Here is a 19,853-nt window from a genome sequence, read left to right on the forward strand (position 1 = left end):
CAAGCCGGAGGTCTGCCGTACCTCCTCATCACTCGCGGCAAGGATTTCCTCGCTCAGCGCTTGGAGCAGGCGGGCCAGATCGCCAGTCGGATGCCAGCGTGTCATCACTTGCTCCAGTTCCGTTGATCGCGCAGCAGAGCGCGTCGCATCCGCCGTCGCGTCGTGTCGTAGTCGAGCTCGGATATATCGTGGATATTGCAGATCTCCCTGGCCGCCAGGCCATCAGCCATGCCGGCGATGATCTTCAGCGCCAGCGGATCGGCTTTGAACAGCCGATAGATGTTGGCCAACATCTGTGCGGCGGCCAAGACCCGCTCCGGATCGGGCACCTCATCGCCCTCATCATCGGGGAAACTTCTCTGGTCCGGATCATCGCGGCTCACAAGTAGCCTTTGCTCGAGCCGCGCACGCCGCCAATGGTCGTTGCAGATGCTGCGCATGACACCCGACAGAAACGCCAGAATGGGGACGTCGGGTGGCCAGGGGCGCGAGCCATCGAGGACGCGTGCGATCGCCTCGTGGAGGATGTCGCTCCAGCCGAGGCCTCCCGGCAGGTCGCGGCTCCACGACCGCGCCAGAGCTTTTAGCCGCACGAGTTCGAGATCGGACAATGCGTCGATCGCGGCTGCGGCATCGCCCGCGGCCGCCCGCATCATCTGCCTTGGGAGCTATCGTTAATCTTTCCACGGTCACACCAATATGCGCTTCACCGGGCCCAGTGCGGACATCGGATGAGAATATTTTTTGACATGTCTGCGCAGGCGGACATCAGACGCATCGTCTGTATCGTAACAGGAGAGCTTTCATGGACCATACGATGGCAGCTGCGCGCCGCTGGTATGCAGAAGATCTGCGATACAAGGTCCCCGTCCTGCGTAACCCCCAGCTGATCGAGGCATTTGCGTCTGTTCCACGCGAGAAATTTGTCGGTCCCGGACCGTGGCGCATCATCTCGGAGCCGTACCGCGATGCATTCCTGACCCCCGATACTGACCTGCGCTGGCTCTATCATGACGTTCTTGTGACGATCGATGCGAGCCGCAACCTTAACAATGGGATGCCCAGCTTCTGGGCGCGCAACTTTGAGCATCTCGACATTGCGCGCGGCGAGCGCGTGCTCCAGGTTGGTGCCGGAACCGGATACTATTCGGCGGTGTTGGCCGAGATTGTCGGGTCCACTGGTCGCGTGACAGCAGTTGAAACCGACCCGATGCTGGCCTCGCAGGCCCGAGCGAACCTCGTGAACTGGCCGCAGGTCGATGTCATCTCAGGCGACGGCCGGCCGGTAGACGTTGGTGAACTTGACGTCATCATCGTCTTCGCCGGATCGACCCATCCATCCCGCCTTTGGCTCGATCGCCTGGCCGAAGGCGGCCGGCTTCTGATGCCACTGAGCGACGAATCTTGGAAGGGCTTTCTTCTTCGCGCAGTCCGGTGTCGAAGACGGTTCGAGGCCGCTTCGATTGGTGCCGTCTCAATTTATCCATGCATAGGTGGCCGCGACGAGGAGGCGGGAAAACGTCTGCATGCCACGCTCGAAGGCCTGCCGTCTGGCGAGGTTCCGATTCGCGCGCTGCACGTCGGCGATCCAAAGCTCTAACGATACCGAAAAAGTCTGGTTTCAAGCAGCAGGGTTTTGGCTGGAACGCGAGCCCGCCGGCGCGGATGTTGCCGCTTCGAAATGATGGGCTGATTCGATCACCTCGAAAATTAGACCGGCTGCCTCCAGAACCGAGTGCTGTAATTGTTAAGACCTCGGGTATGCGAATCGACCGTCGCCTGAAATGTCTGCGGAATCTTGTCGCCGTCGCCACCTTCTCTGAAATAATCCCTAACCGAATAGAGCGCTCCTCTCATCAGGTGCTGCCATGTTTCATACAGCTCGGTCTGCCGATCCTGCTCCCGCCTGGCGGCGCTAAGCTTTCGCTTGGGAGTAGGCATCGTATAGTTGGGACGTAGATCTACGTCATGGATGAATGTTATGCTGCCGGACGTCCACTCGTCATCGACCGTCCGCCGCCACCGATAGCTCACTCTGACATTCAGGCGCTTATCGCAGCGGTAAGGCGGCACGATCTGATCATCGACGTAAAAGAGCTGACCCTCCTTCTGTTCCTCTTCCATTCGTCGCTTCATGGCCTCGACCGCGTAGGACAAATCAGTGCCCGCGCGTCGGAGGGTGTTTTCTGTTTCCGCGCGCTTTCGCGGTGCCTTGGCCTCACGGTGTTTCGTCAAGGCCCGTTCAAAATAAAGAAGTTGTTTTGCAACATAGGGTCCGCAATTCGCGAGAGGAAGACGGTGCAGATCACCCAATCGCTCCTCGCGGACCGCTTGCCCGATAAGCCTGTCCAACTCACTGTTATCGATCGCCGCGAGGGCATTTTGTTGATCGCGGGGGATATTGATCTCTCCCATGCCGGGTATCCTCGTTTTTTGTTGAGGCTTGAGTGATCGTGACGACCTCAGGCCTGCAGAAGTAGGTGGGAAGTCAGCTACCGTAAGAATCGCAATTCCTGAATCATATCAGGACAAGTCTCATGAATCCGAGGTTCTCTTCCTACCGCGGTAATCGCTGATGTTCGGAGGCCGGGCGTTCGGCTACAACGCTTTCTGTCTATCGAGTATCAACACGTGTACGTCGGCGCATTCTGCGGCGCCGGAACCACGTGGCTGCCGCATTTCCGCTACGCGGCTTCAAGCGCTAATGCGGTCAGGCAGTCGACGGACTACCCTGCATTTGATGATCGGCCCGTCTGGTCCGGCTCGCCGGTCACGGCGATCCTCGCCACCTGCGCATAAAAGGCCAGCTCGGTATCGTTCTCGATCGTATCATCGAGCAACGTCTTCATGTCGCTCTGATCCGAAGCCGACTGAAACGGCCCAGGCTGACGCTCGATCGTCAGCACCGCGATCGCGAGAGCTTTTTCACCAGATGCAGGTCGCGTCCTGTGAACTCCGCCATGCCGGCCTCCTCAACCGCACGTCAATCCGCAATCCATTCCAACCGATCAGCCACCGCACTGTGACGGCAACGATGTTCCAGCCGAGAGCCGCGCAGACCCGGCATGCAGTCTCCTGTCCGGCGAACACCGCCCGCTGCATCGGCGCTGATCCTTGATCCGGGCGCTGGCCTGACGCCATCAACCCGCATATGTGGAACGGCCCGCGGTGCAAGAGTGTTTTCAGTCGATTTCCCAGCACGAGGACGGTGCGGTCATATGTCCGGCCTGTTTGCGCGGCAGTTGACCGCTGGCCTCGATGAAGTCCGCGAAGCAGTTGGCTGAATCAAGGGGGCGCGCTTTATGCGCGTCGCGGGTTTCGGCCTAGCCTGTCTCGGGATTTCGTCCCGTGGGTTCATCGTCTGCTTTATACACCTCGCTTCTGCCGGCCCTTGCCGGTCAGCTCCTTATGGCGGCCCTGCTCATCCCCTTACCGGCTCCGCCATTATTTGCACAGGGACGCGGTATACGCCCCCTCTGTTCAACAATGCCCAGATTATCCGAGCGATCTTATTGGCAAAGCTAGCGCAACCGCTACGACCTTGAAGGGCCGCCGCTGGAGCATCTCCACGGCCATGCCTTGTCGTGGTATCGCACGTGACGAAGAACGGATGCGGCTCCAGTCGTAAGCAAGGACCGCAACTCCTGATTTCCCATTTTTGAGATCCGCCCCAGGCGCTCCTTGCCGCCACTCGAATGCGTTTTTGGCGTCAGGCCAACCCAGGCTGCGAAGTGGCGACCTGACTTGAAGCCACCGGGATCGGGAACCAAAGCCTTCACGGCCATGGCGATGATGGCTCCGACGCCCGGGATGGTGGCAAGGCGGCGCATATCAGCATCTTGCCTGGCCCGGACGACGATTTCACGCTCGAGCTTGTCGATCTGCTCGGCCAGCAATTCGATCTGTATAATCATCTCGGCCAAGGCAAAGCGCGCAGCTGTTGGCAGACGTGCATCGCTTTCATCCCGAATGATCTCGCCCAGCCCTTTGACGTTGGATATTCCGACCGGAGCGATGATACCCAATTCTCCCATATGCGCACGCAGAGCATTTATCGCTTGCGTTCTCTGACGCACGAGCAAGGCGCGCGTCTTCAGAACCATAGCGGCTGCCTGCTGCTCAGCCGTCTTGACCGGGACGAAGCGCATAGTCTTTCGCGTTACAGCCTCGCTGATCGCTTCTGCGTCGGCAGCATCAGTCTTCCCGCGCTTGACGAATGGCTTCACGTATTGAGGTGGCAGCAGTTTGACGTCATGACCTAAAGCCGCGATCTCGCGCGCCCAATAATGCGCGCTCGCGCATGCTTCCATTCCGACCAAGCACGGTGGCAATTTTGCGAAAAAGCGCAAGACATCCGCGCGCCGCAGCTTTCGATTGAACTGCGGCGCGCCTTCAGCGTCGGCACCATGAACCTGAAAAACCTGCTTAGCTAAGTCCAGCCCAATAGTAGTAACATCTTTCACGGAACGGTCCCTCCTTGTGGCGTTTACAACAACGGCCACGATCTTAGCACTCTGATGCTGTTGGAGCGGGCCGTTCCACCTCATCAAGGGGTCGGCTTACGCTGAAGCGTGCCGCCGCTTGTCTTCGCCTGCGCGGTGATTGCGGCCCACGCCCGGACACATCGGGCGCCTGTCGCGCGGGGATGGTCCCCGCCTCAGAACAGGAGCCGGACCGATGTCTCAAACCCTTGCCTTCGCCAGCGCATGGAACCTCGCCACCACCCTCATGGTCTGCGTCGTTATCTTCCGCACCGGCATGGGCGGATACGGCGTCATGCCCGCCACCGAATACGACGGCGATCCGGCCGCCGTGATTTACGAATTCGATCCGTTCCAATGACGAAGGGGCGGTTCAAATCGCTGGCCGGTGAGCGGAGGTCCTTTCGGATTTCCGCTCCCCGTCGCCGCCGTTTTTGGTTATGCTGTCGATTGCGCCGTGGTGGTGGTGGAAGGCGCGACCGTCAGACCTTCATCTCACGGAGACCACCACCATGATCATCTTTGGACCACTGCTTGTCCTCGTTGGCATCGGCTTCTTCTGCTGGTTGCTGTTCACGCTCGCTGTTTCTGCACTGCCTTTCTTCGTTGGCCTGACGATCGGCACCTGGGCCTTCCACACCGGCGCCGGAGTGCTCGGCGGCGCTGCAGCAGGGCTCGTAGCGGGCGGTGCAACCATTTGCATTGGCCAACTCGCGCTCGCCTTCGTGCCATGGACTTGGCTTAGACTCTTGATCATCCTCCTCTATGTCGCGCCCGCCACCGTCGCCGGTTACAGCGCGACGCATGGAATCGCCCAGATCGCGATGCCTTCGTCCACCTGGCAAACGGTCTTCGCGATCGCCGGGGCCGTTGCGGTCAGCATCACGGCCTTGGCTCGCTTCACCGGCATGGCCGCAGACGGGCCGGCGAGACAACGCTTGACGCCGGGCTGATATCAATACCGGGGCGGGCCCGGAAGGGACCCAATCAGGCCGAATATCACGACGGCTTCGAAACTTTACCGGCGATCGATGCGGACGCAGACACAATCAGCATCATGGGACGTTCGAGTTCTTCGGCCAATTGCGGCATCTGCTGGATCTGCTCGCGTGTTGGGGCAAACTCCTCCACTCGCCGAATTTGAAAGCCCGCGCCGATCAGCGCGTTCAGGGTTGTGCCAAGCGTCCTGTGGTATTTCAGAACGCCCTTGGCGAACCAGTCCGTCCGACGTTCACCCTCGACGGAATATCGATTGACCGGCCAAGTTTTGCGGCTCTCCTCATCGGAAATCCAGTGCGGATGTGCCGCTGCCATGAAGATCGGATGCTCAATCGTAAAGACGAAATGCCCGTCAGGAACGAGCGTTTTGCGGATCACATGTACGAGGCGGCCAAAATCCTGAACATAGTGAAAGGTCAGTGCGCTGTAGGCGAGGTCGAAAGCCGCCTCAGGGAGGTCCAGTGTGTCGAGATCGGCGATGCGATACTCGATGGCGGTGTCCGCTGTGTCCGCCCTGGCACGCTCGATCATGTTCTGCGACAGATCCAGACCCAGAACCGAGGCCGCGCCCTGCTCGCGCATCCAGCGCGAGGCCCAGCCGAAGCCACATCCCAGATCGACGACACGTTTCCCACCCAAATCGGGCAGCATGGCCCGGATCGCGGGCCATTCAGGAGCGCCGTCCAGCCCATGCACCTGCCGGGGCAACTGGCTGTAGCCAGCGAAGAAATCGGGATTGTCGTAGATATTCTGCGCCATGTCTGCCTGCTGTTCGGCTTTTCGCTCTGCGCCGCTTCGGACGACTCTGGTCGATCCAAGCAGGACTGTCGCGGCGGGCTGCGACACTTCGTGGTCCTACTCAAATCAAGCGCATTAAAGATCTTGAGTCGGCGGACTTCTCGCGCTGGAAACGAAAAACCCCGGCATGAGAACCGGGGCTCCCGTGATGCCACGGCGTACATCCGGCCGCGACAACCAAGCGACAGTTAGCACGGGGTTCTCGAAGAAAATATGACCTTCGCGACCGTCGCTCTTGAATGTCGGTTGATTTCTGGGGGCTTGCACATTGCACGATCGATCACGCCGGGCATTTTATTGTCTCTGTCCAAGACCTATGACCGAGCGAGACAACGGATCTCTTCCGAGCCACTATTCGCGTGGAGACTTGCGACCGGGTCGTTGATTGATTTAACCGCAATAGCCGTTGTCGCGCTATACTCAATGCGTTGCCGTAGCTCCGAACGGCCTAATACAATGAAAACGCAGTGCGGCGGAGCGAGTGTCAGTCAATCTCCGTCGAAAGATAAAGCATTTTCAACCTTCCCAGAACCAAAACCCACCAATCCAGCTAACGGACGAAGATGGATTTTCATCTGCGCGAACACGCGGCTTGGAAGCATCAGCGTCGCTCCAATCCATGCGCCTGCGCTCCTCGCAGATCAGACGACAAATCTCCGTGACGGGTGACTTTAACGATCTACTTGACTGTCACGGCGAATTCCGCCGCCACGGGCGGGGTCTCCTGCCGGGAGCGATCGTGAAAGATGTAAGCGATCGTGTACTCGCCGGGTTCACCGATCGTGATGCCGGCGGTCACGAAGTTGGTGAAGTAGTCGAGCGATTCCGGAAACGGCGGCGGAGAAGCACCCTTGTAGGTGTGCTCGTCGGGAAATGCCTTTACGACCTTGCCAGTCTCGTCCCGCACTTCGATATCGAGGCCAATCTCGTAACTGGCCATCGGCGTCCCGACATCCTTACGGCCGACGTTTTCGAAATAGGCGTGGAGGAATATCTCCTCGGCCGGCGCAAAGACGTTTGTCGGCCGCTCGATGAGCTTGCCCTGCTGGAAGGCCGCCTTGTCGGCAAGCATTTTCCGGGCAAGTTTCATGGGGGGAAGTGCCGCCTGCAGTGCGACGGATGTACTATCGACCCTCACTGGTGCGATGCGCTTGCCGTCAGGACCCGGTGGCGTGGTGAAGTAGATTTGGACCAAAGGATAGCAGGCCGCGCTCGCTTGCGGATGGTTGAGAACAAACAGCATTGTGCCGCGCAAACTGCTGCCGTCGTTGCCCGGGCCCAGTTGGACAAGGGCGCACATCGGCCATTCGGCCAGCGCGCTAACGCCTTTGAATTTCGGATCGGTCTGGAACTGTTGCTTCAGTTGAGCGAGCGACTCGCGGAATTCGCGGGAGTTCTTGTCGGGCGTGGTCGTGGTCATGAGGTGCACGACATTGTCCGATGCCTTCGCCTTTGCTGCATCGTCCCTGGCCTTTCGCAAGACCGAATCGTCGCCCAGGAGCCGATAGGTCCGGACAAATTGCCCGCCCTTCGATGCCTTTGCCGCCTGTTGCCATGCTTGCATGTCGAATTGATGTCCGCTGCGTTCGTCCAAGACGAAGAAGGCCGGAGCGTTGCCGTTCTCGGCATGAGCGGAAGTCAAGAACAGGCTGGCTATCATGCAGCTGGCGGCAAAACGCTTCATGCGATTCCTCCAGTGAGACGGCGGATGCGACCGAACTTATCGCCATCCAAGTGAGCCTCATCCCCCTCGGCCGGGAGCGCGCCCTTCGGACAGAAACGTGGCGCGCGGACAATGAACGAGTTCCATGGCTCGATCCTTCGTAAGGAGACCCGCCAAGCCCGCGTCGATGAGCAAGATGAGAGGTGCCGTCTGGGCTCGATCGACCGGCGCCCATTCCACCCAATTGGCGCGCACCACCTGCCACGCCATGGTTTCCTCACCCCGGCGCAGAAACGCCTTCGTAACTGAAACGGCGTGATCAAACAACGGCACTTTGCCGTCCATCATGTCGAACAAGGGATCACCTCGTCGTCGACACAGTGCATGCAGGCGAAGATGAACCGACGTTCCTGTGAGCAATTTCGATTCCACTTCGATTTCATGGCGGCGTCGAAGAGATCTGGCCTTGGTATCTGCGGCCTCGGGCTGAAGATATCGAGCTCGCCATACGACCGGATATGTCCGTCTCCAAGAGCGTACTCACCGAGCCGATCGAGTATTGTGAGCAGACGATAACGAGAGCCCTCGATCTTTGTTTCCGGAAAACCCCAGGGGTTTGCCTTCAGATCCGCCTCGACCCGCTGTGAAGCGGCGTCGGCCACGCGGGCGATTGCGCGCCAATCTCCCGTCTCGCGCCCCGCACGTCCCAGCAGCAGGACAAGCTCGTCAAAGACATTGCCCGCATAGACCGCGTAGGGATTGGCAATCAGCCGCGCGGCCTGAGCGATCACGACGTCCCATCGCCACAGATAGGCGGACAGCTCTGCTGCAGAAGCCGCAGCACCGTCGTCGCCCGCCTCGGCATACTGAGCGAGAATCGGCAGCGCCGTTTCGACATTTCCCCGAAGCGCTTCGATGCGGGCAAGATCGATTTGGCTCGGCTGTACCATTGATGCTCCAAACAGGGAATCCACTGACGCAGCGCCTGCCGTCGGTCCTTACTGCGGCAGCCGACCGGTAAGCCGAAAGAACAGGTTGGACGTAATCTGTACATCGGGCCGGGAGAGGTGCTCTTCGAGCGCTTCGATATCTCGCTCGAGGTCCTCCCGTGTCAGGAACTTGCCCTCGACCAGCTTGTCGCGAACATTACCAATCAGGCCACACGGGAACGAGCGCCGCTCATGGCCGGTTGGGAAGACGTGAATGATCGCATCGACCTGGATATCGACAACGCCTGCATCGCGGAACAGCCGGTGGAGATGCCGTCCGACCGACAAATCGATCCCTTGCGCCTGCGCATAGGCGGCGTACGCGTCGAGCAGACGGGTCCATGCGGGTAAAGGCGGGTCGAAACAGTGGGGAACGTAATCGGCCTCAAAGCTTGCGACCCAACCACCGGGCCGCACGAGCGAAACCAGCTCGCGCACGATCCGCTCGGCCTCCGGCACGTTGACCAGCAGAAGCCGCATGTGAGCCCCGTCGAAGCTGGCCTTCGGCAATCCGGTATCGTACGCATCGCCCTCCCGGACATCGACTTGCGACAATCCGCGATCCGCAACGAAGCGGCTCGCCAACTGCACGAATTGGCTGCTTCGGTCGATGCCTAGCACCGACCCATTTGCTCCGACGCGCTCCGCAAGAAGATGCAGAGCGCCTCCCGGGCCACAACCGAGGTCAACGATACTTTCGCCGTTCTTGATTCCGACCCGATCCAGCTGCGCGTTGGAATCGACGGCAAGCATCTCGATTTGCCGCTTGAGCCGCTCCACTTCCGCACTGCCCCGACCGAGCAAGTAAATATCCGGATTCATTGTTGTCCTTAGTTACGGATGATCGGATTATCGATATTTCTGGTGTCTGATCGTGTCAGGTTTGTGGAGGGTGTCGTCGAACGCGGTGCGCTCTCGGGCTCGGTAGAACTGTAAACGCTCAATACTGCCGCCTGCGCCCGCATCCGCGTTGCTCTGGATCGCCGCCTCACGACGTTCAAGGAACCGGGGCTGCTCGGAACCGACCGGCGGAGGCGACATGCACACCGCGCACATCGAGCACGCAAGTTATCGGATTTATTTCGTAATCGCGATGATGCATGTCTTGAATTCTCCGTCTGATCGAGACGGATCGCTTAGCCGCAAGGCGCTCCCTGATCGACGGACGACCAGCGCTCGGCGGCCGGATCGTCAAGCCTGGACGATCGAGAGGAGATCAATCATGAAAATTGCGGGAACGCTGATTTTTGGTCTTGCGTGCTCGATCGTCGCGCTCGTCTCCCCGAGCGCATTTGCTCAGGAATGGCCGGCAAAAGCGGTCACGATCATCGTTCCGTTCGGAGCGGGTTCTACGCCAGACATGGTGGCGCGGCTTATCGGCGACGAATTGCAGAAGAAGCATCCGGGCTCGGCCTTCGTGGTGGAGAGCAAAGCGGGCGCGGGCGGCGTCATTGGAACCGATGCGGTCGCCAAGGCTACGCCGGACGGCACAACCATCGGCGTCAGCATCGGCGCCCCGCTCGCCATTGATACCCTGCTAATGTCGAAATTGCCCTATGATCCGGCGAAAGACATCGTGCCGATCACCCAGCTTGTGACGACCGCCAGCGTCATCGCCGTCAATTCTTCCCTCAATGTGAATTCGATGGCCGAATTGATCGCGCTGCTTAAGAAGGAGCCCGACAAATACAATTTCGGCTCGATCGGCAACGGCTCGCTATCGCATCTCGCAATGGAGGCGATCGGCCTCAAGAGCGGTGCAAAGATGGTGCAGGTTCCTTATCCCTCCTCACCCGCAGCCGTGATTGGACTGGTGAGTGGTGACGTGCAGCTCGCCGCGTTGCCGGCCGTAGCCGTGATGCCGCAAGCAACCTCCGGAAAAGTAAAAGTTCTTGCCGTTTCGCTGCCCAAGCGCTCATCCTTCCTGCCCAACGTGCCTACGCTGAAGGAATCGGGCATTGACGTCGAAGCCGACGCGTGGATGGGGCTCATTGCGCCGCGGGGCACGCCCAAAGCGCTTGCCAACACGATCAACAAGGAAGTCACAGAGGCGATAACCTCAAAGGCGGTGCGCGAGAAGCTCGCGACCCAGTACATGGAGCCGGTCGGCAATTCGCCCGAGCAATTTCGGGCGGTCATCAACGCGGAAATCGCACGCTGGGAGCCGATCATCAAGGCTGCAAAGATTCAGAAAGTTGACTAGGCGTTCAAAGCAGTGGGGGCGGCCAAGGCGAGCAGAGCAGCAACGGCACATCATCGCGGGGAAGATACTCGCGATCGCGGGGAAAAGAACTCGCGCCTGCCGCACCGTTTGAGAGGATCAGAATGCTGAGAACGAGCACTCTTGCGGCTGTCATTCTGCTCGCAGGCGGAGCCTCTGCCCAGACCGTGTTTACCGGTCGACGGACCAAGGTGCAAGAACGAGTCGCGACCCGGATTCGGCCTGCGCTGCGAACCTGCCCGGGGCCCGCCGGCTACGCAGTGCAGTTCTCGGACGAGGGAAACATGGTGGCACTTACCATTGCGCCGTCGCGGGCGACCGAGAAGGCCGGAACCACGGCGCAATGGCGCGATTCCGGCAAAGCATTCGGTGAAAAAGTACATTGGGTCATGCGCGGAGGCATCCCAAGGGCCGCGGTAATCCGGACCTGGCGGCGGGCGGACGACGATAGCGAGGTTCAGGAGCTCTCAGTCTTTGCAATTGAGGGCGCGAAGGCCTGCGCCTACGGAACGGTCGACATCCACATGGCAAACGCGAATGAAGCCGCTCTTGCCAAGGCCGATGAGGCGGCTGGCTCCGGTTGTCGGAAGAATTAGTGCTGCATCTCCTTCTCATGAAAACAAACGCGTCACGCAGTCGTTTAGGCGGCGACTGCAGGAATGTCACCTGCCTCCGCCCGTCAACCAAGCGGCAAGTCCGGCGACTGCACCATCAGCGGCGTAGAACAGCATGAGGAAAAGATCGAAGACAATGCCTTGCAATGTCGGCAGACTGTCCTTTGTCAGCAGAACCCCACCCTGACTGTACGAGAAGCTGCTGCCCTTGATGTAGGTCAGGACGTGGAAGCCTACAGCCACCAGAAGATAGAGCGCCGCGCCGATGACGGCGCCGATCTTGATCGCGTCCCATCGAGTCGTGAGTCCGCAGGCGCTGGAGACTTTCCAGGCCGGATAGCCAAGCGCGAAGCAAATGACCAGGGAGGTCGGCAGTCCGACTGCCGCCATGAAACCAATGGGACCGAAAATCTCTCCGGCGGTGGGCCAAACCGTGTCACTGCGAATCAGCGAGGAGACGGCGCCGGCGAGCAGCGGCAGCATCGTGGCCACGATCATGAAGAAGCTCCACGCTGCCAGCGAGGCCGCGAGCAAGCCTCTCGCGCGACGAGGATGACCGATCGCCATGACCGAGTTCCGCATCGGGGATGACCTCCATCGCTTCGGCAGTCGAATGCTCAAATGTGCAAGCGGACTATGCGCATTCTGGGGCATCTGCGCCGATCGACTTGGATTAGGCTTATCGCGACTGGTCAATCGAGTGTGATCAAATGTCTCTCGTGGCGGCGGCGCAGCGCATCATCTCTCTTGCTGGCGGCTTCGTCTTCCTGGCATCGACCGTCGGTGCCGCCACTGCGGCCGATGAGTTTCGAGGTAAGTGGTCGAGCAATCCACCACGCTGCGAGCAGGTGAATGGTGAGGTCGATGTTCTGACCATTACGTCATCGGAACTCGAATTCTATGAAATCGGCTGCAAGCTTTGGAGACCCAAACGCAGTCATGGCGAGACCCGATTTGCCGCGCGCTGCTACAAGGGCGGCAGTCCGGAGACGCCTGGGACGGTGGTGATCCGGCGTCGGTCACCGGAAACCATTGAGCTTGCGCTGCATGGCTTTTCCTGGATTGCCGAGAAGCCAGAGGTGTTTCATCGTTGTGCCGCGCAGTAACTGCGGCCGACTATTCGGAGAATGAGCTGATGGCAAGACTTCCGATCGGTATTGCGGCGGCGTTTGCCAGTTCGCTGTGCGGCCTCGGGCTCGTGACGTCGCAGGCCGAGGGCGCTGCAGCAAAGGAAGGACTGTTCGAGCACTGCGCGAGCGTTCGCAACGATGACAACGTGCGAAATTATGGACCCACGCTGCGGGAGCCGACCGTCAAAGCCTTCAAGAAGTTGTTCCCTGACGCCGGAGCAGAACCAGATCCTTCAACATTCGCGACCCAGGCGCAGTACCGCTGCATGGATGGACGGGTCACGGTCTGTTTCATCGGAGCAAACCTGCCCTGCGTGAAGATCAACACCGCGAAGGACAACCCAGGAGCCGATGCCTTTTGCAGAAATACCCCGGATGACGCGCCCGTTGCAGCCTACGCCACCGGCCACGAATCGGCCTATTCCTTCAAGTGCCGAGCCGGGAGGGCCGTCGTTGATCGCCAAACGTGGAAGCTCGACAAGCGCGGCTTCGCGGAGAAAATTTGGACCACGCTTCCGCGGCAATAAGAGAGCAAGGTGCTTTGCTCCGGACTCGAATCAATCCTCCCCGTCCGACGGAATTGGAACATGGGCGCGCTTCGGATATTCCTGCTGCTCGTTTCAACTGTGCTGCTGATGGGTCAAAGCGCGCTCCCAATAGAAAACTTTGGCCCTGACTTCGCCCTTCGAAACGTTCTGATCGACGATTTGAGCGCTGGCGATGTCAGCCGCGGGGCGCGAAAGGAAATATCTGCCCGCCTGATCGGCTACTGGCGGCAGGTTCTGGAGGGACTGCCGGCCTTGACCGAAGCTGAGCAGCGCCGGGCAGTCGGTAAAGTTCATGAGTTGCAGGGAGAGGCGCGGACGAAATACGTCGTATCAACCGAATACACCGTCGCCTTTATGCATGGATTCACGAGAACCTGCATCGCCAGAGCAGTCACTCTGAACAAGCATGTTGCTGACAGCGACGCGGCGGAGCCATTTGATTGGCTGCGCATGATGGGCTGCTACGCAGATAACCCGGGCGTGTTCTTCAGATTCAATACGCTTCGTTTGGCCGGCGGAAATCCTGTCAATGTCATGAGACATTTCGATCCATTGGCCCGTTATGTGTCTGGTCCCCTTGCAGATGCCTTACAAAGCGAGGCGAACGCTAAAGCAGGTCAGTTACGACGTTAAGGCTCTGCGCGACGGCGCCACCACGGCAGCCCGCAAGCGAAGACCCAGTTGAAATAGATGAGAGCGATAACCGCCCCGGCTATGGGACCCTGCACGCGCCAATAATGAAAGAAGTAGTTTGTACCTTCGGCCAGCGTTGGCATATGCAGTCCCCACGAGCACGACGCCTGCTGCTATAAGCAATCCAATGGCGATATGGAGCGAAGGTTTGGTGCCCAGTGCGTTGAGCCAGGCGGCAAACGTGATCGGAGCTAACGGCAGACAACTATACGCGCCGGCAGTCCAGCCGTGGCCAGAGCCGGCGAAGGCGATGGAACCGAACAGCAGCAACGCGCCGAACCTCGAGGCGATCATGTATTTCCTGCGCGTCTAGGTTCCGGGGCAGGCTCGCGCGACCTCGGCTCGATGCTCAGACGATGAGGCGGTGTCGACGTTCATAGGTTAGCTCCTAGCATTCTTTGAGCTAGTCCGAATCACGCTTTCAAGACACGTGGGAGATATCCCAGTTGGCGCTCGAGGGCGGCCAAAGTCAGGCGCGCTGACTCCATTAGTGCAGCCGCCTCGTCTAGGGTGGCCCGCGCTTCGTCGTGCCGCGAGACAGCTGCCAAGGTAATCTCGATGCTGTCCTTGAGAGACCGCGGGTCTTCGCTCTTTGTGGCGCGGCGCAATTTAATCAGCGCTTTGGTCAATGATCGATGCGCGGAACGCTGTTTTCTCTCCAGGCGCCCGACCACGGCGAAGGCCTCACGATAGTTCCATATCGCTTCGATGGCTCTGTTTTCAAGATCGCTTTTGTCGCTCATCCGGTTCTCTTCTCACTCGAGCTCTTGGCGGTCATCATTTGCGCGAGATCCCTCCTTTTGGTCCGCGCGGCGAATTGTCGTAACCCCTGTAGGGGCGGCAAGTCTTGGCGCAAGCCGGCAGCGTCATATTGGAAGGGGCTGACTGGATCAGGCATCCAGCGTGCTCGCGATTCTTGTCTTTGAGCTACACTCAGAGCGGCCCAAGCGTCGAGCCTCGACCGATCATCGCAGGGTGGCAGTTTCGTGGCGGTCGTATGCGGCATCGACCAAACGGCGACGGATCACAGATACGGCCAGCCGCTCTCGTGAATGTGGTGTGCTGTCGACGCGCTATCGTGGAAGCGAAGATCGGTCTACCTGCAATAAAGAGAGCTCATCACCATTGGATCCGGTTGCGCCAACTCTTTCAGTGGACTCGCAGATCGCCACGTTCTCCTTGATGTCAGCTCTGTTCGGACCGAGCGCACCAAGCGGCCTCTTCGATGGATTGATCTGGCCGAAGGACGGCTGACGCCTCGACCGCCTATGGCGCAACGGCGCCGATCGACTTTCTTCCCCTGCCGGCTGCGCCGTCATTCCTCGCGAAACAAGAAAGTCGCCTGGCTGCCATCCTCCGCTGACGCTTCGGCCCCTTCGGGGTGCGCCGTCGATCGCCTCCGGCCTGTCGATCACCATCGAGGCCGCAAGGTGCGGGCTCGGGAAACAGAGATCAGGAGAATTACCATGGCGACCATCGGCACCTTCAAGAAGACCGGCAACAACGAGTTCAACGGCCAAATCGTCACCCTCTCGCTTCAAGCCAAGAACGTCCGGATCATCCCGGAAACCAGCCGCTCGGGCGACAACGCTCCCAGCCATCGGGTTTACGTCGGCCGTGTGGATTATGCGGAGCTGAGCGTTATGCGGAGCGGCGCGCTGTGAACGCAGATTTTTCCGAGCTTTGTCGACCGCGGCACTCCGCATAATCCCGTGGAGGGAACCGCGGCGCCTCGCCGGAGCGAGACGCCGCAAGCTTGCGGGTCAGCGCGACCAGACCAGCGCATAGCCGTCATCGACCGCGACGAGGTTGGCGTAGATCGGCGCCGAGAAGGACGGGTCGTCGAGCTTAACCGAGTGATAGACGGTGTTGTCTTTGGAGGTCCGCTGCCACGCGGCGCCTATTTCGACATTGCCGGCCATCACGCGCAGGTTCGGAGCCTTCTCGTTCTCGGATGGTTCGGCCGGCAGGAAGCGCGCCTTGATGTTGAGCGAGAGCGTCTTGATGGTGCCGGTGTACGAGCCATCTTCGGCGCGGGTGAAGGTGCCAATCTGAGCCATGGTGATCTCCTGTTGCTGTTTCCAAGCCCGCGACCATCGCGGCCTTGATGGCGATCTGTGAGCGCCGCAACGACCGACCCGCAGCCTTGGCCCGCAGCGTCAGCGGAGGATGGCGGGCTGAGCGATCTTGTTGCCTCGCGAGGAATGCCGCCGCTTGGCGGCAGGGGAAGAAGATCGCGAACGAGCCATTGCGGGTAAAGGTCGGCGAGCGCAGCGAGCGTATTGTGGCGCGTGATCCGCCAGCAAAAGGCCGCCATGGACGTGGGCCCAAGTCAGCCCCACAGGAGGGCATGGCTCAAAGACACCGCACCACCGCCGCGACTGCGACACCACACCAGCAGCGCGCTGCAGGCACGGCGGCTTGATCCGTCACTCCGAGCCAACGAAGAGGGCTCGATTGCTCCTGTGGACGGCATCGTCATGCTGCCGCGTCGGAGCGGAACCGAGGTATTTCGTCGTGACGGTGGACTGCTCGACGTCTCTCACGCCGAAGATAGGGATGCTTCCTCCAACAGAGAGGCGATCAGCGCGTCTGGCGCCTTGAACCGTCCGCGGCGTAACTCGGGCGGAATGACCGCTTCCACCGCCTCGAGCTTTTCGGAAGGATCCATGCGCAGATAGACCTCGGTGGTGCGGATGTCGGCATGCCCGAGCCACAATGCGACCTTTCGGACGTCATGGGTGGCCTGCAACATGATAACGGCGCAGCTATGCCGCAGTTGATGCGGCGTCACGGAGCGATCGCGCAAGGATGGACATTTTTTGGCGGTCGCGCGCGTGTGCTTGTCCAAGACATATTCGAAACCGGCCCGCGTCATTGCCGTCCCCTCGGCGTTGACGAAGAGCTCGGGGACGCGAACATCGCCCCGTAAGGCCAGCCAGGCCCGCAAATCGGCGGCGGTTTCCTTCCAAAGCGGAAGGCATCGCTCCTTGCGACCCTTGCCCTTGACAAGAAGGCTTGGCGTCCGCTGCAGACACAAATTCGCCGTCATAGCCCCGACCAATTCCGAGACGCGTAGCCCGGCGGCGAAGCACAGGTGCATCATCGCCCGATCGCGCACGCCGAGCCGCGTTGCGAGGTCGGGCGCGTTCAAGATCGCGCGCACCTCCTCCATGACCAAATGACGGATGAGCACCTGATCGTGGCGCTTGGTCGGGATAGCGTGGATTTGACCGATCTGCTCCAAGGCAGACGGTATCTGGTATTCAACATAGCGCATGAACGTCTTGATCGCGGCAAGACGCAGATTCCGGGTCGTGGCTCCATTGCGGCGCTCCCGCTCGATGTGACCGAGGAAGTCCATGATCAAGGCCGCATCGAGCTGCTCGATATGCAGTTGCGAAGGCGTTGTCCGCAGCCGCTTGGCGGCATAGGTGAACAAGAGCCGGAAGCTGTGGGCATAGGTTTCACAGCTATGTGGACTGTAACCTCGTTGGCGGGGCATGTAGTCGCGCAAAAAGCCGGTGATCAGAGGCGCGAGCAGGGTCATGGAGCCACCTCCGCGATCAGTTTTTCGGCAGCCGCGGCGATGTCGGCCATCAGTTCCGGCGTCGCCTCAAGGTACCAGTAGGTGTGCGCAATATCGGCGTGGCCGAGATAAGTCGACAACGCAACAAAGTGCCGCGCAACCTCATCGCGCTTGGTGCCGCATTGCTCGAGAACCCGCGTCGCAAAACTGTGGCGGAGGTCGTGGATGCGGGGCCGCCGTGCGCGGCCTGGCGCGATGTCGGCAAGCTGCAAAATGCGGCGGAAGGCACATCTCGCCGTGGAATAGGCAAGCGCAGCTCCCTCCATCAATAAGAACAGGTGATCATCCGATCCGGCAGATCGACGACGCATATCGAGGTAGCGGTCGAGAACCTCCACGACGGTCGCATGCAGCGGTACAAGGCGACTCTTGTAGAACTTGGTTTCGCGGATTTGGAGAACCCCGCCCGGCAGCACATCGCCAAGCCTCAGATTGAGCGCTTCGGAGACCCGCAGTCCGGTGGCGGCAATGAGCCCGAACAGCACCATGTAGAGTTGCCGGCGCAGCGGGTTGGGCTTTAGCATGCGGAGCCGGCCGGCGGCTTCGAGCATGCGGGCCAATTCCTCCGGACTGTAGATATAGGGAGCAGGTCGCACTTTCGGTGTGGCGAAGAGGCCGGTTGGGGGCATCTCGTGCTTGTCATCCTCGGCGCGCAAGAACCGAGCAAACCGCCCGACATCGCCAATTCGGCGATTCCGGGCATCCAGCGTTGGTGCGGCTGCCGCCCACGTTATGACGGTTGCCGCGCAAATATGGGTTTCGCCCTTTTCCGCGGCGACGCGAGCGAAGGCTTGGAGGTGCCGGGCCGGTTTCCGGAGTTGGAAGCCAAGCGAGCGACGAAGCGCGATGTAACGTTCGACATCGTCGATCAGCATGACAACCTCCCCACCCAGGGCTGGGCAATCTCCGACAGGAGACCGAAGTCGACCTTGGCGTAATGCAGCGTCATTGCCGGCGACCGGTGACGCAAAATTGTACCGACACCGCTCAAACTGACGCCTTGCCGCAGCATTGCGGTGGCCGCCGAGTGGCGTAGCACATGGGCGCCGCGATGGACGCTTCTGATCCCCGCCCTCAGCAATGTCCGGCGTACGATGCATCTCACGGTGGTGCGCGTGAGCGGGCGGATCGGCGCGAAGTCCGTGAAGAACAAGTGGGACGTCGGCAAACGTGGTCGCGCTTGTTCGATGTAGGCGATGATCGCATCGCCCACCTCCTGCGTCAGCGGAAGCCACTCCTCGCGCCTGGATTTGCCGGCAATGGCAAGCCGTCCGTTCCTCCAATCGATATCGGTGAGCTTGAGGTTGGCGACCTCGCTCGCCCTCAAGCCAAGACGGGCGAGCAGCAAAACGATCGTTCGATCCCGTAAGCGGCTTTCGCCCTCGCAAGCGGCTATCGCCCGCTCGATGTCGTCGGCCGCAAGGAATCTCGGAACCGATGCCAACTGCCAGTTCGCAAAGCGCGGAACGGCGTAGTGTCGTCCCGCGGGGCATTGGCCGGTCGCGACCAGGAATCGGAGGAACGCGCGCGTCGACGTCGCGATTGTCTTGGCCCGGCCACGGCTGTGCGGTCTGGTGCGCTCAAGAACAAAAGCCCGCACCGCGTTGGTAGTAAAGGCTCTTGGATCGTCGCCGAGAGCCTTGAGAAGATCGACAAGCGTAGTTTGATAGGTATCGAGCGTGGAGTCGGTGACGCCGCGCTGACTTTGCATCCAGGCCCGGAATGCTCCGAGTATGGGCCAGGTCTCCGTCGGAGATGGCGGCTTCGGAGTCGACGGCAGCGCCCCTTGTTCCCGAAGATAGCGGATGAACAACGCGCCCGCCCCGCGCGGTGCCCTTGCCATTTTGCCGCCCTTGAAGACCGCTGCGGATGCATTATAACCGGCTAAGATATTTTTGAGGGCGAACCCGGCCGCTTGCAGCCACTCGGCCCAGCAGGCAAGGAGACGCACCAACTCCACGATCGTGGTCGGCCGATAGCCGTCGTGGCGAAGCCAGCTCCTGAATCCATCGACGTGATCTCCCAAGAAGCGCAGCCGTCCCTCTACGCTCTTGCTCTGCTTTCGCTTCTGTTTCCGCTTTGACATGACGCCTCCCTGGCTTGAGTGGAGGCTGAAGCATGCGGCGGT

Annotated in this window: 22 protein-coding genes and 2 pseudogenes; 9 read left to right on the forward strand and 15 right to left on the reverse strand. The window is 60.2% G+C overall.

The features are described 5' to 3' along the window. Positions 1–104: 104 nt before the first annotated feature. Positions 105–656 (reverse strand): hypothetical protein, encoded by a 552-nt coding sequence (locus I6F17_RS33995; protein WP_225130311.1) that lies wholly within the window; start codon positions 654–656, stop codon positions 105–107. Positions 657–805: 149 nt separating this feature from the next. Between I6F17_RS33995 and I6F17_RS34000 the strand changes: the two genes are divergently transcribed. Next, positions 806–1,600, forward strand: coding sequence for a methyltransferase domain-containing protein (locus I6F17_RS34000; RefSeq protein ID WP_225130314.1), 795 nt, complete (start codon positions 806–808; stop codon positions 1,598–1,600). A 110-nt stretch (positions 1,601–1,710) separates the two neighbouring features. On the opposite strand, the gene I6F17_RS34005 is transcribed toward I6F17_RS34000, so the two are convergent. From I6F17_RS34005 to I6F17_RS34010, 3 genes and pseudogenes are all read right to left on the reverse strand, one after another. Next, positions 1,711–2,415, reverse strand: coding sequence for a hypothetical protein (locus I6F17_RS34005; protein WP_109141676.1), 705 nt, complete (start codon positions 2,413–2,415; stop codon positions 1,711–1,713). Positions 2,416–2,726: 311 nt separating this feature from the next. Continuing rightward, a complete protein-coding gene (locus I6F17_RS37830; RefSeq protein ID WP_276519407.1) occupies positions 2,727–2,849 on the reverse strand; it encodes a hypothetical protein in 123 nt (40 codons plus the stop codon). A 572-nt stretch (positions 2,850–3,421) separates the two neighbouring features. Further along, a pseudogene (locus I6F17_RS34010) lies at positions 3,422–4,463 on the reverse strand (IS110 family transposase). A gap of 214 nt (positions 4,464–4,677) precedes the next feature. Here I6F17_RS34010 and I6F17_RS34015 point away from each other — a divergent pair. Both I6F17_RS34015 and I6F17_RS34020 read left to right on the forward strand, forming a co-directional pair. Continuing rightward, on the forward strand, positions 4,678–4,842 hold the full coding sequence (locus I6F17_RS34015) for a hypothetical protein (protein WP_192893000.1): 165 nt from the start codon (positions 4,678–4,680) through the stop codon (positions 4,840–4,842). A gap of 151 nt (positions 4,843–4,993) precedes the next feature. Beyond that, complete coding sequence (locus I6F17_RS34020; protein WP_192892999.1) at positions 4,994–5,434, forward strand: hypothetical protein; 441 nt, start codon at positions 4,994–4,996, stop codon at positions 5,432–5,434. A 46-nt stretch (positions 5,435–5,480) separates the two neighbouring features. Here the strand turns inward: I6F17_RS34020 and I6F17_RS34025 are convergent, their stop codons facing one another. The 5 genes from I6F17_RS34025 to I6F17_RS34045 form a co-directional block, all read right to left on the reverse strand. Beyond that, positions 5,481–6,239 carry a class I SAM-dependent methyltransferase gene (locus I6F17_RS34025; RefSeq protein WP_109145506.1) on the reverse strand — a complete coding sequence of 253 codons (759 nt, stop codon included), beginning with the start codon at positions 6,237–6,239 and terminating at the stop codon, positions 5,481–5,483. 718 nt (positions 6,240–6,957) lie between these two features. Then, entirely contained in the window at positions 6,958–7,962 is a 1,005-nt protein-coding gene (locus tag I6F17_RS34030) for a hypothetical protein (RefSeq protein ID WP_225130316.1), read from the reverse strand. A gap of 57 nt (positions 7,963–8,019) precedes the next feature. After that, positions 8,020–8,298: a hypothetical protein gene (locus I6F17_RS34035; protein WP_225130318.1), complete on the reverse strand. Its 279-nt coding sequence runs from the start codon at positions 8,296–8,298 to the stop codon at positions 8,020–8,022. Then, positions 8,286–8,891, reverse strand: coding sequence for a hypothetical protein (locus tag I6F17_RS34040; RefSeq protein ID WP_225130320.1), 606 nt, complete (start codon positions 8,889–8,891; stop codon positions 8,286–8,288). Before I6F17_RS34040 ends, I6F17_RS34035 begins: the two co-directional genes overlap by 13 nt. Positions 8,892–8,939: 48 nt before the next feature. Beyond that, positions 8,940–9,752, reverse strand: coding sequence for a methyltransferase domain-containing protein (locus I6F17_RS34045; RefSeq protein WP_109141672.1), 813 nt, complete (start codon positions 9,750–9,752; stop codon positions 8,940–8,942). 400 nt (positions 9,753–10,152) lie between these two features. On the opposite strand from I6F17_RS34045, the gene I6F17_RS34050 reads away from it, so the two are divergent. Both I6F17_RS34050 and I6F17_RS34055 read left to right on the forward strand, forming a co-directional pair. After that, entirely contained in the window at positions 10,153–11,133 is a 981-nt protein-coding gene (locus tag I6F17_RS34050) for a tripartite tricarboxylate transporter substrate-binding protein (RefSeq protein WP_204524488.1), read from the forward strand. Between the two features lie 302 nt (positions 11,134–11,435). Beyond that, positions 11,436–11,747 carry a hypothetical protein gene (locus I6F17_RS34055; protein ID WP_225130322.1) on the forward strand — a complete coding sequence of 104 codons (312 nt, stop codon included), beginning with the start codon at positions 11,436–11,438 and terminating at the stop codon, positions 11,745–11,747. Between the two features lie 66 nt (positions 11,748–11,813). On the opposite strand, the gene I6F17_RS34060 is transcribed toward I6F17_RS34055, so the two are convergent. Continuing rightward, complete coding sequence (locus I6F17_RS34060; RefSeq protein WP_225130324.1) at positions 11,814–12,332, reverse strand: hypothetical protein; 519 nt, start codon at positions 12,330–12,332, stop codon at positions 11,814–11,816. A gap of 143 nt (positions 12,333–12,475) precedes the next feature. Between I6F17_RS34060 and I6F17_RS34065 the strand changes: the two genes are divergently transcribed. From I6F17_RS34065 to I6F17_RS34075, 3 genes are read left to right on the forward strand one after another with little or no spacing between them, the layout of a single operon-like run. Then, complete coding sequence (locus I6F17_RS34065; RefSeq protein ID WP_109141668.1) at positions 12,476–12,871, forward strand: hypothetical protein; 396 nt, start codon at positions 12,476–12,478, stop codon at positions 12,869–12,871. 29 nt (positions 12,872–12,900) lie between these two features. Then, positions 12,901–13,422, forward strand: coding sequence for a hypothetical protein (locus tag I6F17_RS34070; protein ID WP_225130326.1), 522 nt, complete (start codon positions 12,901–12,903; stop codon positions 13,420–13,422). A 60-nt stretch (positions 13,423–13,482) separates the two neighbouring features. After that, positions 13,483–14,076 (forward strand): hypothetical protein, encoded by a 594-nt coding sequence (locus I6F17_RS34075; RefSeq protein ID WP_109141666.1) that lies wholly within the window; start codon positions 13,483–13,485, stop codon positions 14,074–14,076. 473 nt (positions 14,077–14,549) lie between these two features. Here the strand turns inward: I6F17_RS34075 and I6F17_RS34080 are convergent, their stop codons facing one another. Beyond that, positions 14,550–14,879, reverse strand: a complete 330-nt coding sequence (locus I6F17_RS34080) for a hypothetical protein (RefSeq protein ID WP_109141664.1) — start codon at positions 14,877–14,879, stop codon at positions 14,550–14,552. A gap of 723 nt (positions 14,880–15,602) precedes the next feature. Here I6F17_RS34080 and I6F17_RS34085 point away from each other — a divergent pair. Further along, positions 15,603–15,761, forward strand: a pseudogene (locus I6F17_RS34085) (DUF736 family protein); the annotation flags it as partial. A 138-nt stretch (positions 15,762–15,899) separates the two neighbouring features. Here I6F17_RS34085 and I6F17_RS34090 read toward each other — a convergent pair. The 4 genes from I6F17_RS34090 to I6F17_RS34105 all read right to left on the reverse strand — a co-directional run bounded on the left by I6F17_RS34090 (position 15,900) and on the right by I6F17_RS34105 (position 19,811). Then, positions 15,900–16,196, reverse strand: a complete 297-nt coding sequence (locus I6F17_RS34090) for a DUF736 domain-containing protein (RefSeq protein ID WP_225130330.1) — start codon at positions 16,194–16,196, stop codon at positions 15,900–15,902. A gap of 482 nt (positions 16,197–16,678) precedes the next feature. After that, positions 16,679–17,686, reverse strand: a complete 1,008-nt coding sequence (locus I6F17_RS34095; protein WP_109141663.1) for a tyrosine-type recombinase/integrase — start codon at positions 17,684–17,686, stop codon at positions 16,679–16,681. After that, positions 17,683–18,600, reverse strand: coding sequence for a tyrosine-type recombinase/integrase (locus I6F17_RS34100; protein WP_109141662.1), 918 nt, complete (start codon positions 18,598–18,600; stop codon positions 17,683–17,685). The genes I6F17_RS34095 and I6F17_RS34100 overlap by 4 nt, the downstream gene beginning before the upstream one ends. Continuing rightward, entirely contained in the window at positions 18,594–19,811 is a 1,218-nt protein-coding gene (locus I6F17_RS34105; RefSeq protein WP_109141661.1) for a tyrosine-type recombinase/integrase, read from the reverse strand. The genes I6F17_RS34100 and I6F17_RS34105 overlap by 7 nt, the downstream gene beginning before the upstream one ends. Positions 19,812–19,853 lie beyond the last annotated feature (42 nt).

This window comes from Bradyrhizobium sp. NBAIM18 (assembly GCF_020193825.1).
Taxonomy (GTDB): domain Bacteria; phylum Pseudomonadota; class Alphaproteobacteria; order Rhizobiales; family Xanthobacteraceae; genus Bradyrhizobium; species Bradyrhizobium yuanmingense.

Coding starts and splice junctions, on each gene's coding strand:
- I6F17_RS33995 (WP_225130311.1), bottom strand. CDS start 656: ATGATGCGGGCGGCCGCGGGCGATGCCGCAGCCGCGATCGACGCATTG.
- I6F17_RS34000 (WP_225130314.1), top strand. CDS start 806: ATGGACCATACGATGGCAGCTGCGCGCCGCTGGTATGCAGAAGATCTG.
- I6F17_RS34005 (WP_109141676.1), bottom strand. CDS start 2,415: ATGGGAGAGATCAATATCCCCCGCGATCAACAAAATGCCCTCGCGGCG.
- I6F17_RS37830 (WP_276519407.1), bottom strand. CDS start 2,849: ATGAAGACGTTGCTCGATGATACGATCGAGAACGATACCGAGCTGGCC.
- I6F17_RS34015 (WP_192893000.1), top strand. CDS start 4,678: ATGTCTCAAACCCTTGCCTTCGCCAGCGCATGGAACCTCGCCACCACC.
- I6F17_RS34020 (WP_192892999.1), top strand. CDS start 4,994: ATGATCATCTTTGGACCACTGCTTGTCCTCGTTGGCATCGGCTTCTTC.
- I6F17_RS34025 (WP_109145506.1), bottom strand. CDS start 6,239: ATGGCGCAGAATATCTACGACAATCCCGATTTCTTCGCTGGCTACAGC.
- I6F17_RS34030 (WP_225130316.1), bottom strand. CDS start 7,962: ATGAAGCGTTTTGCCGCCAGCTGCATGATAGCCAGCCTGTTCTTGACT.
- I6F17_RS34040 (WP_225130320.1), bottom strand. CDS start 8,891: ATGGTACAGCCGAGCCAAATCGATCTTGCCCGCATCGAAGCGCTTCGG.
- I6F17_RS34045 (WP_109141672.1), bottom strand. CDS start 9,752: ATGAATCCGGATATTTACTTGCTCGGTCGGGGCAGTGCGGAAGTGGAG.
- I6F17_RS34050 (WP_204524488.1), top strand. CDS start 10,153: ATGAAAATTGCGGGAACGCTGATTTTTGGTCTTGCGTGCTCGATCGTC.
- I6F17_RS34055 (WP_225130322.1), top strand. CDS start 11,436: ATGGTGGCACTTACCATTGCGCCGTCGCGGGCGACCGAGAAGGCCGGA.
- I6F17_RS34060 (WP_225130324.1), bottom strand. CDS start 12,332: ATGGCGATCGGTCATCCTCGTCGCGCGAGAGGCTTGCTCGCGGCCTCG.
- I6F17_RS34065 (WP_109141668.1), top strand. CDS start 12,476: ATGTCTCTCGTGGCGGCGGCGCAGCGCATCATCTCTCTTGCTGGCGGC.
- I6F17_RS34070 (WP_225130326.1), top strand. CDS start 12,901: ATGGCAAGACTTCCGATCGGTATTGCGGCGGCGTTTGCCAGTTCGCTG.
- I6F17_RS34075 (WP_109141666.1), top strand. CDS start 13,483: ATGGGCGCGCTTCGGATATTCCTGCTGCTCGTTTCAACTGTGCTGCTG.
- I6F17_RS34080 (WP_109141664.1), bottom strand. CDS start 14,879: ATGAGCGACAAAAGCGATCTTGAAAACAGAGCCATCGAAGCGATATGG.
- I6F17_RS34090 (WP_225130330.1), bottom strand. CDS start 16,196: ATGGCTCAGATTGGCACCTTCACCCGCGCCGAAGATGGCTCGTACACC.
- I6F17_RS34095 (WP_109141663.1), bottom strand. CDS start 17,686: ATGACCCTGCTCGCGCCTCTGATCACCGGCTTTTTGCGCGACTACATG.
- I6F17_RS34100 (WP_109141662.1), bottom strand. CDS start 18,600: ATGCTGATCGACGATGTCGAACGTTACATCGCGCTTCGTCGCTCGCTT.
- I6F17_RS34105 (WP_109141661.1), bottom strand. CDS start 19,811: ATGTCAAAGCGGAAACAGAAGCGAAAGCAGAGCAAGAGCGTAGAGGGA.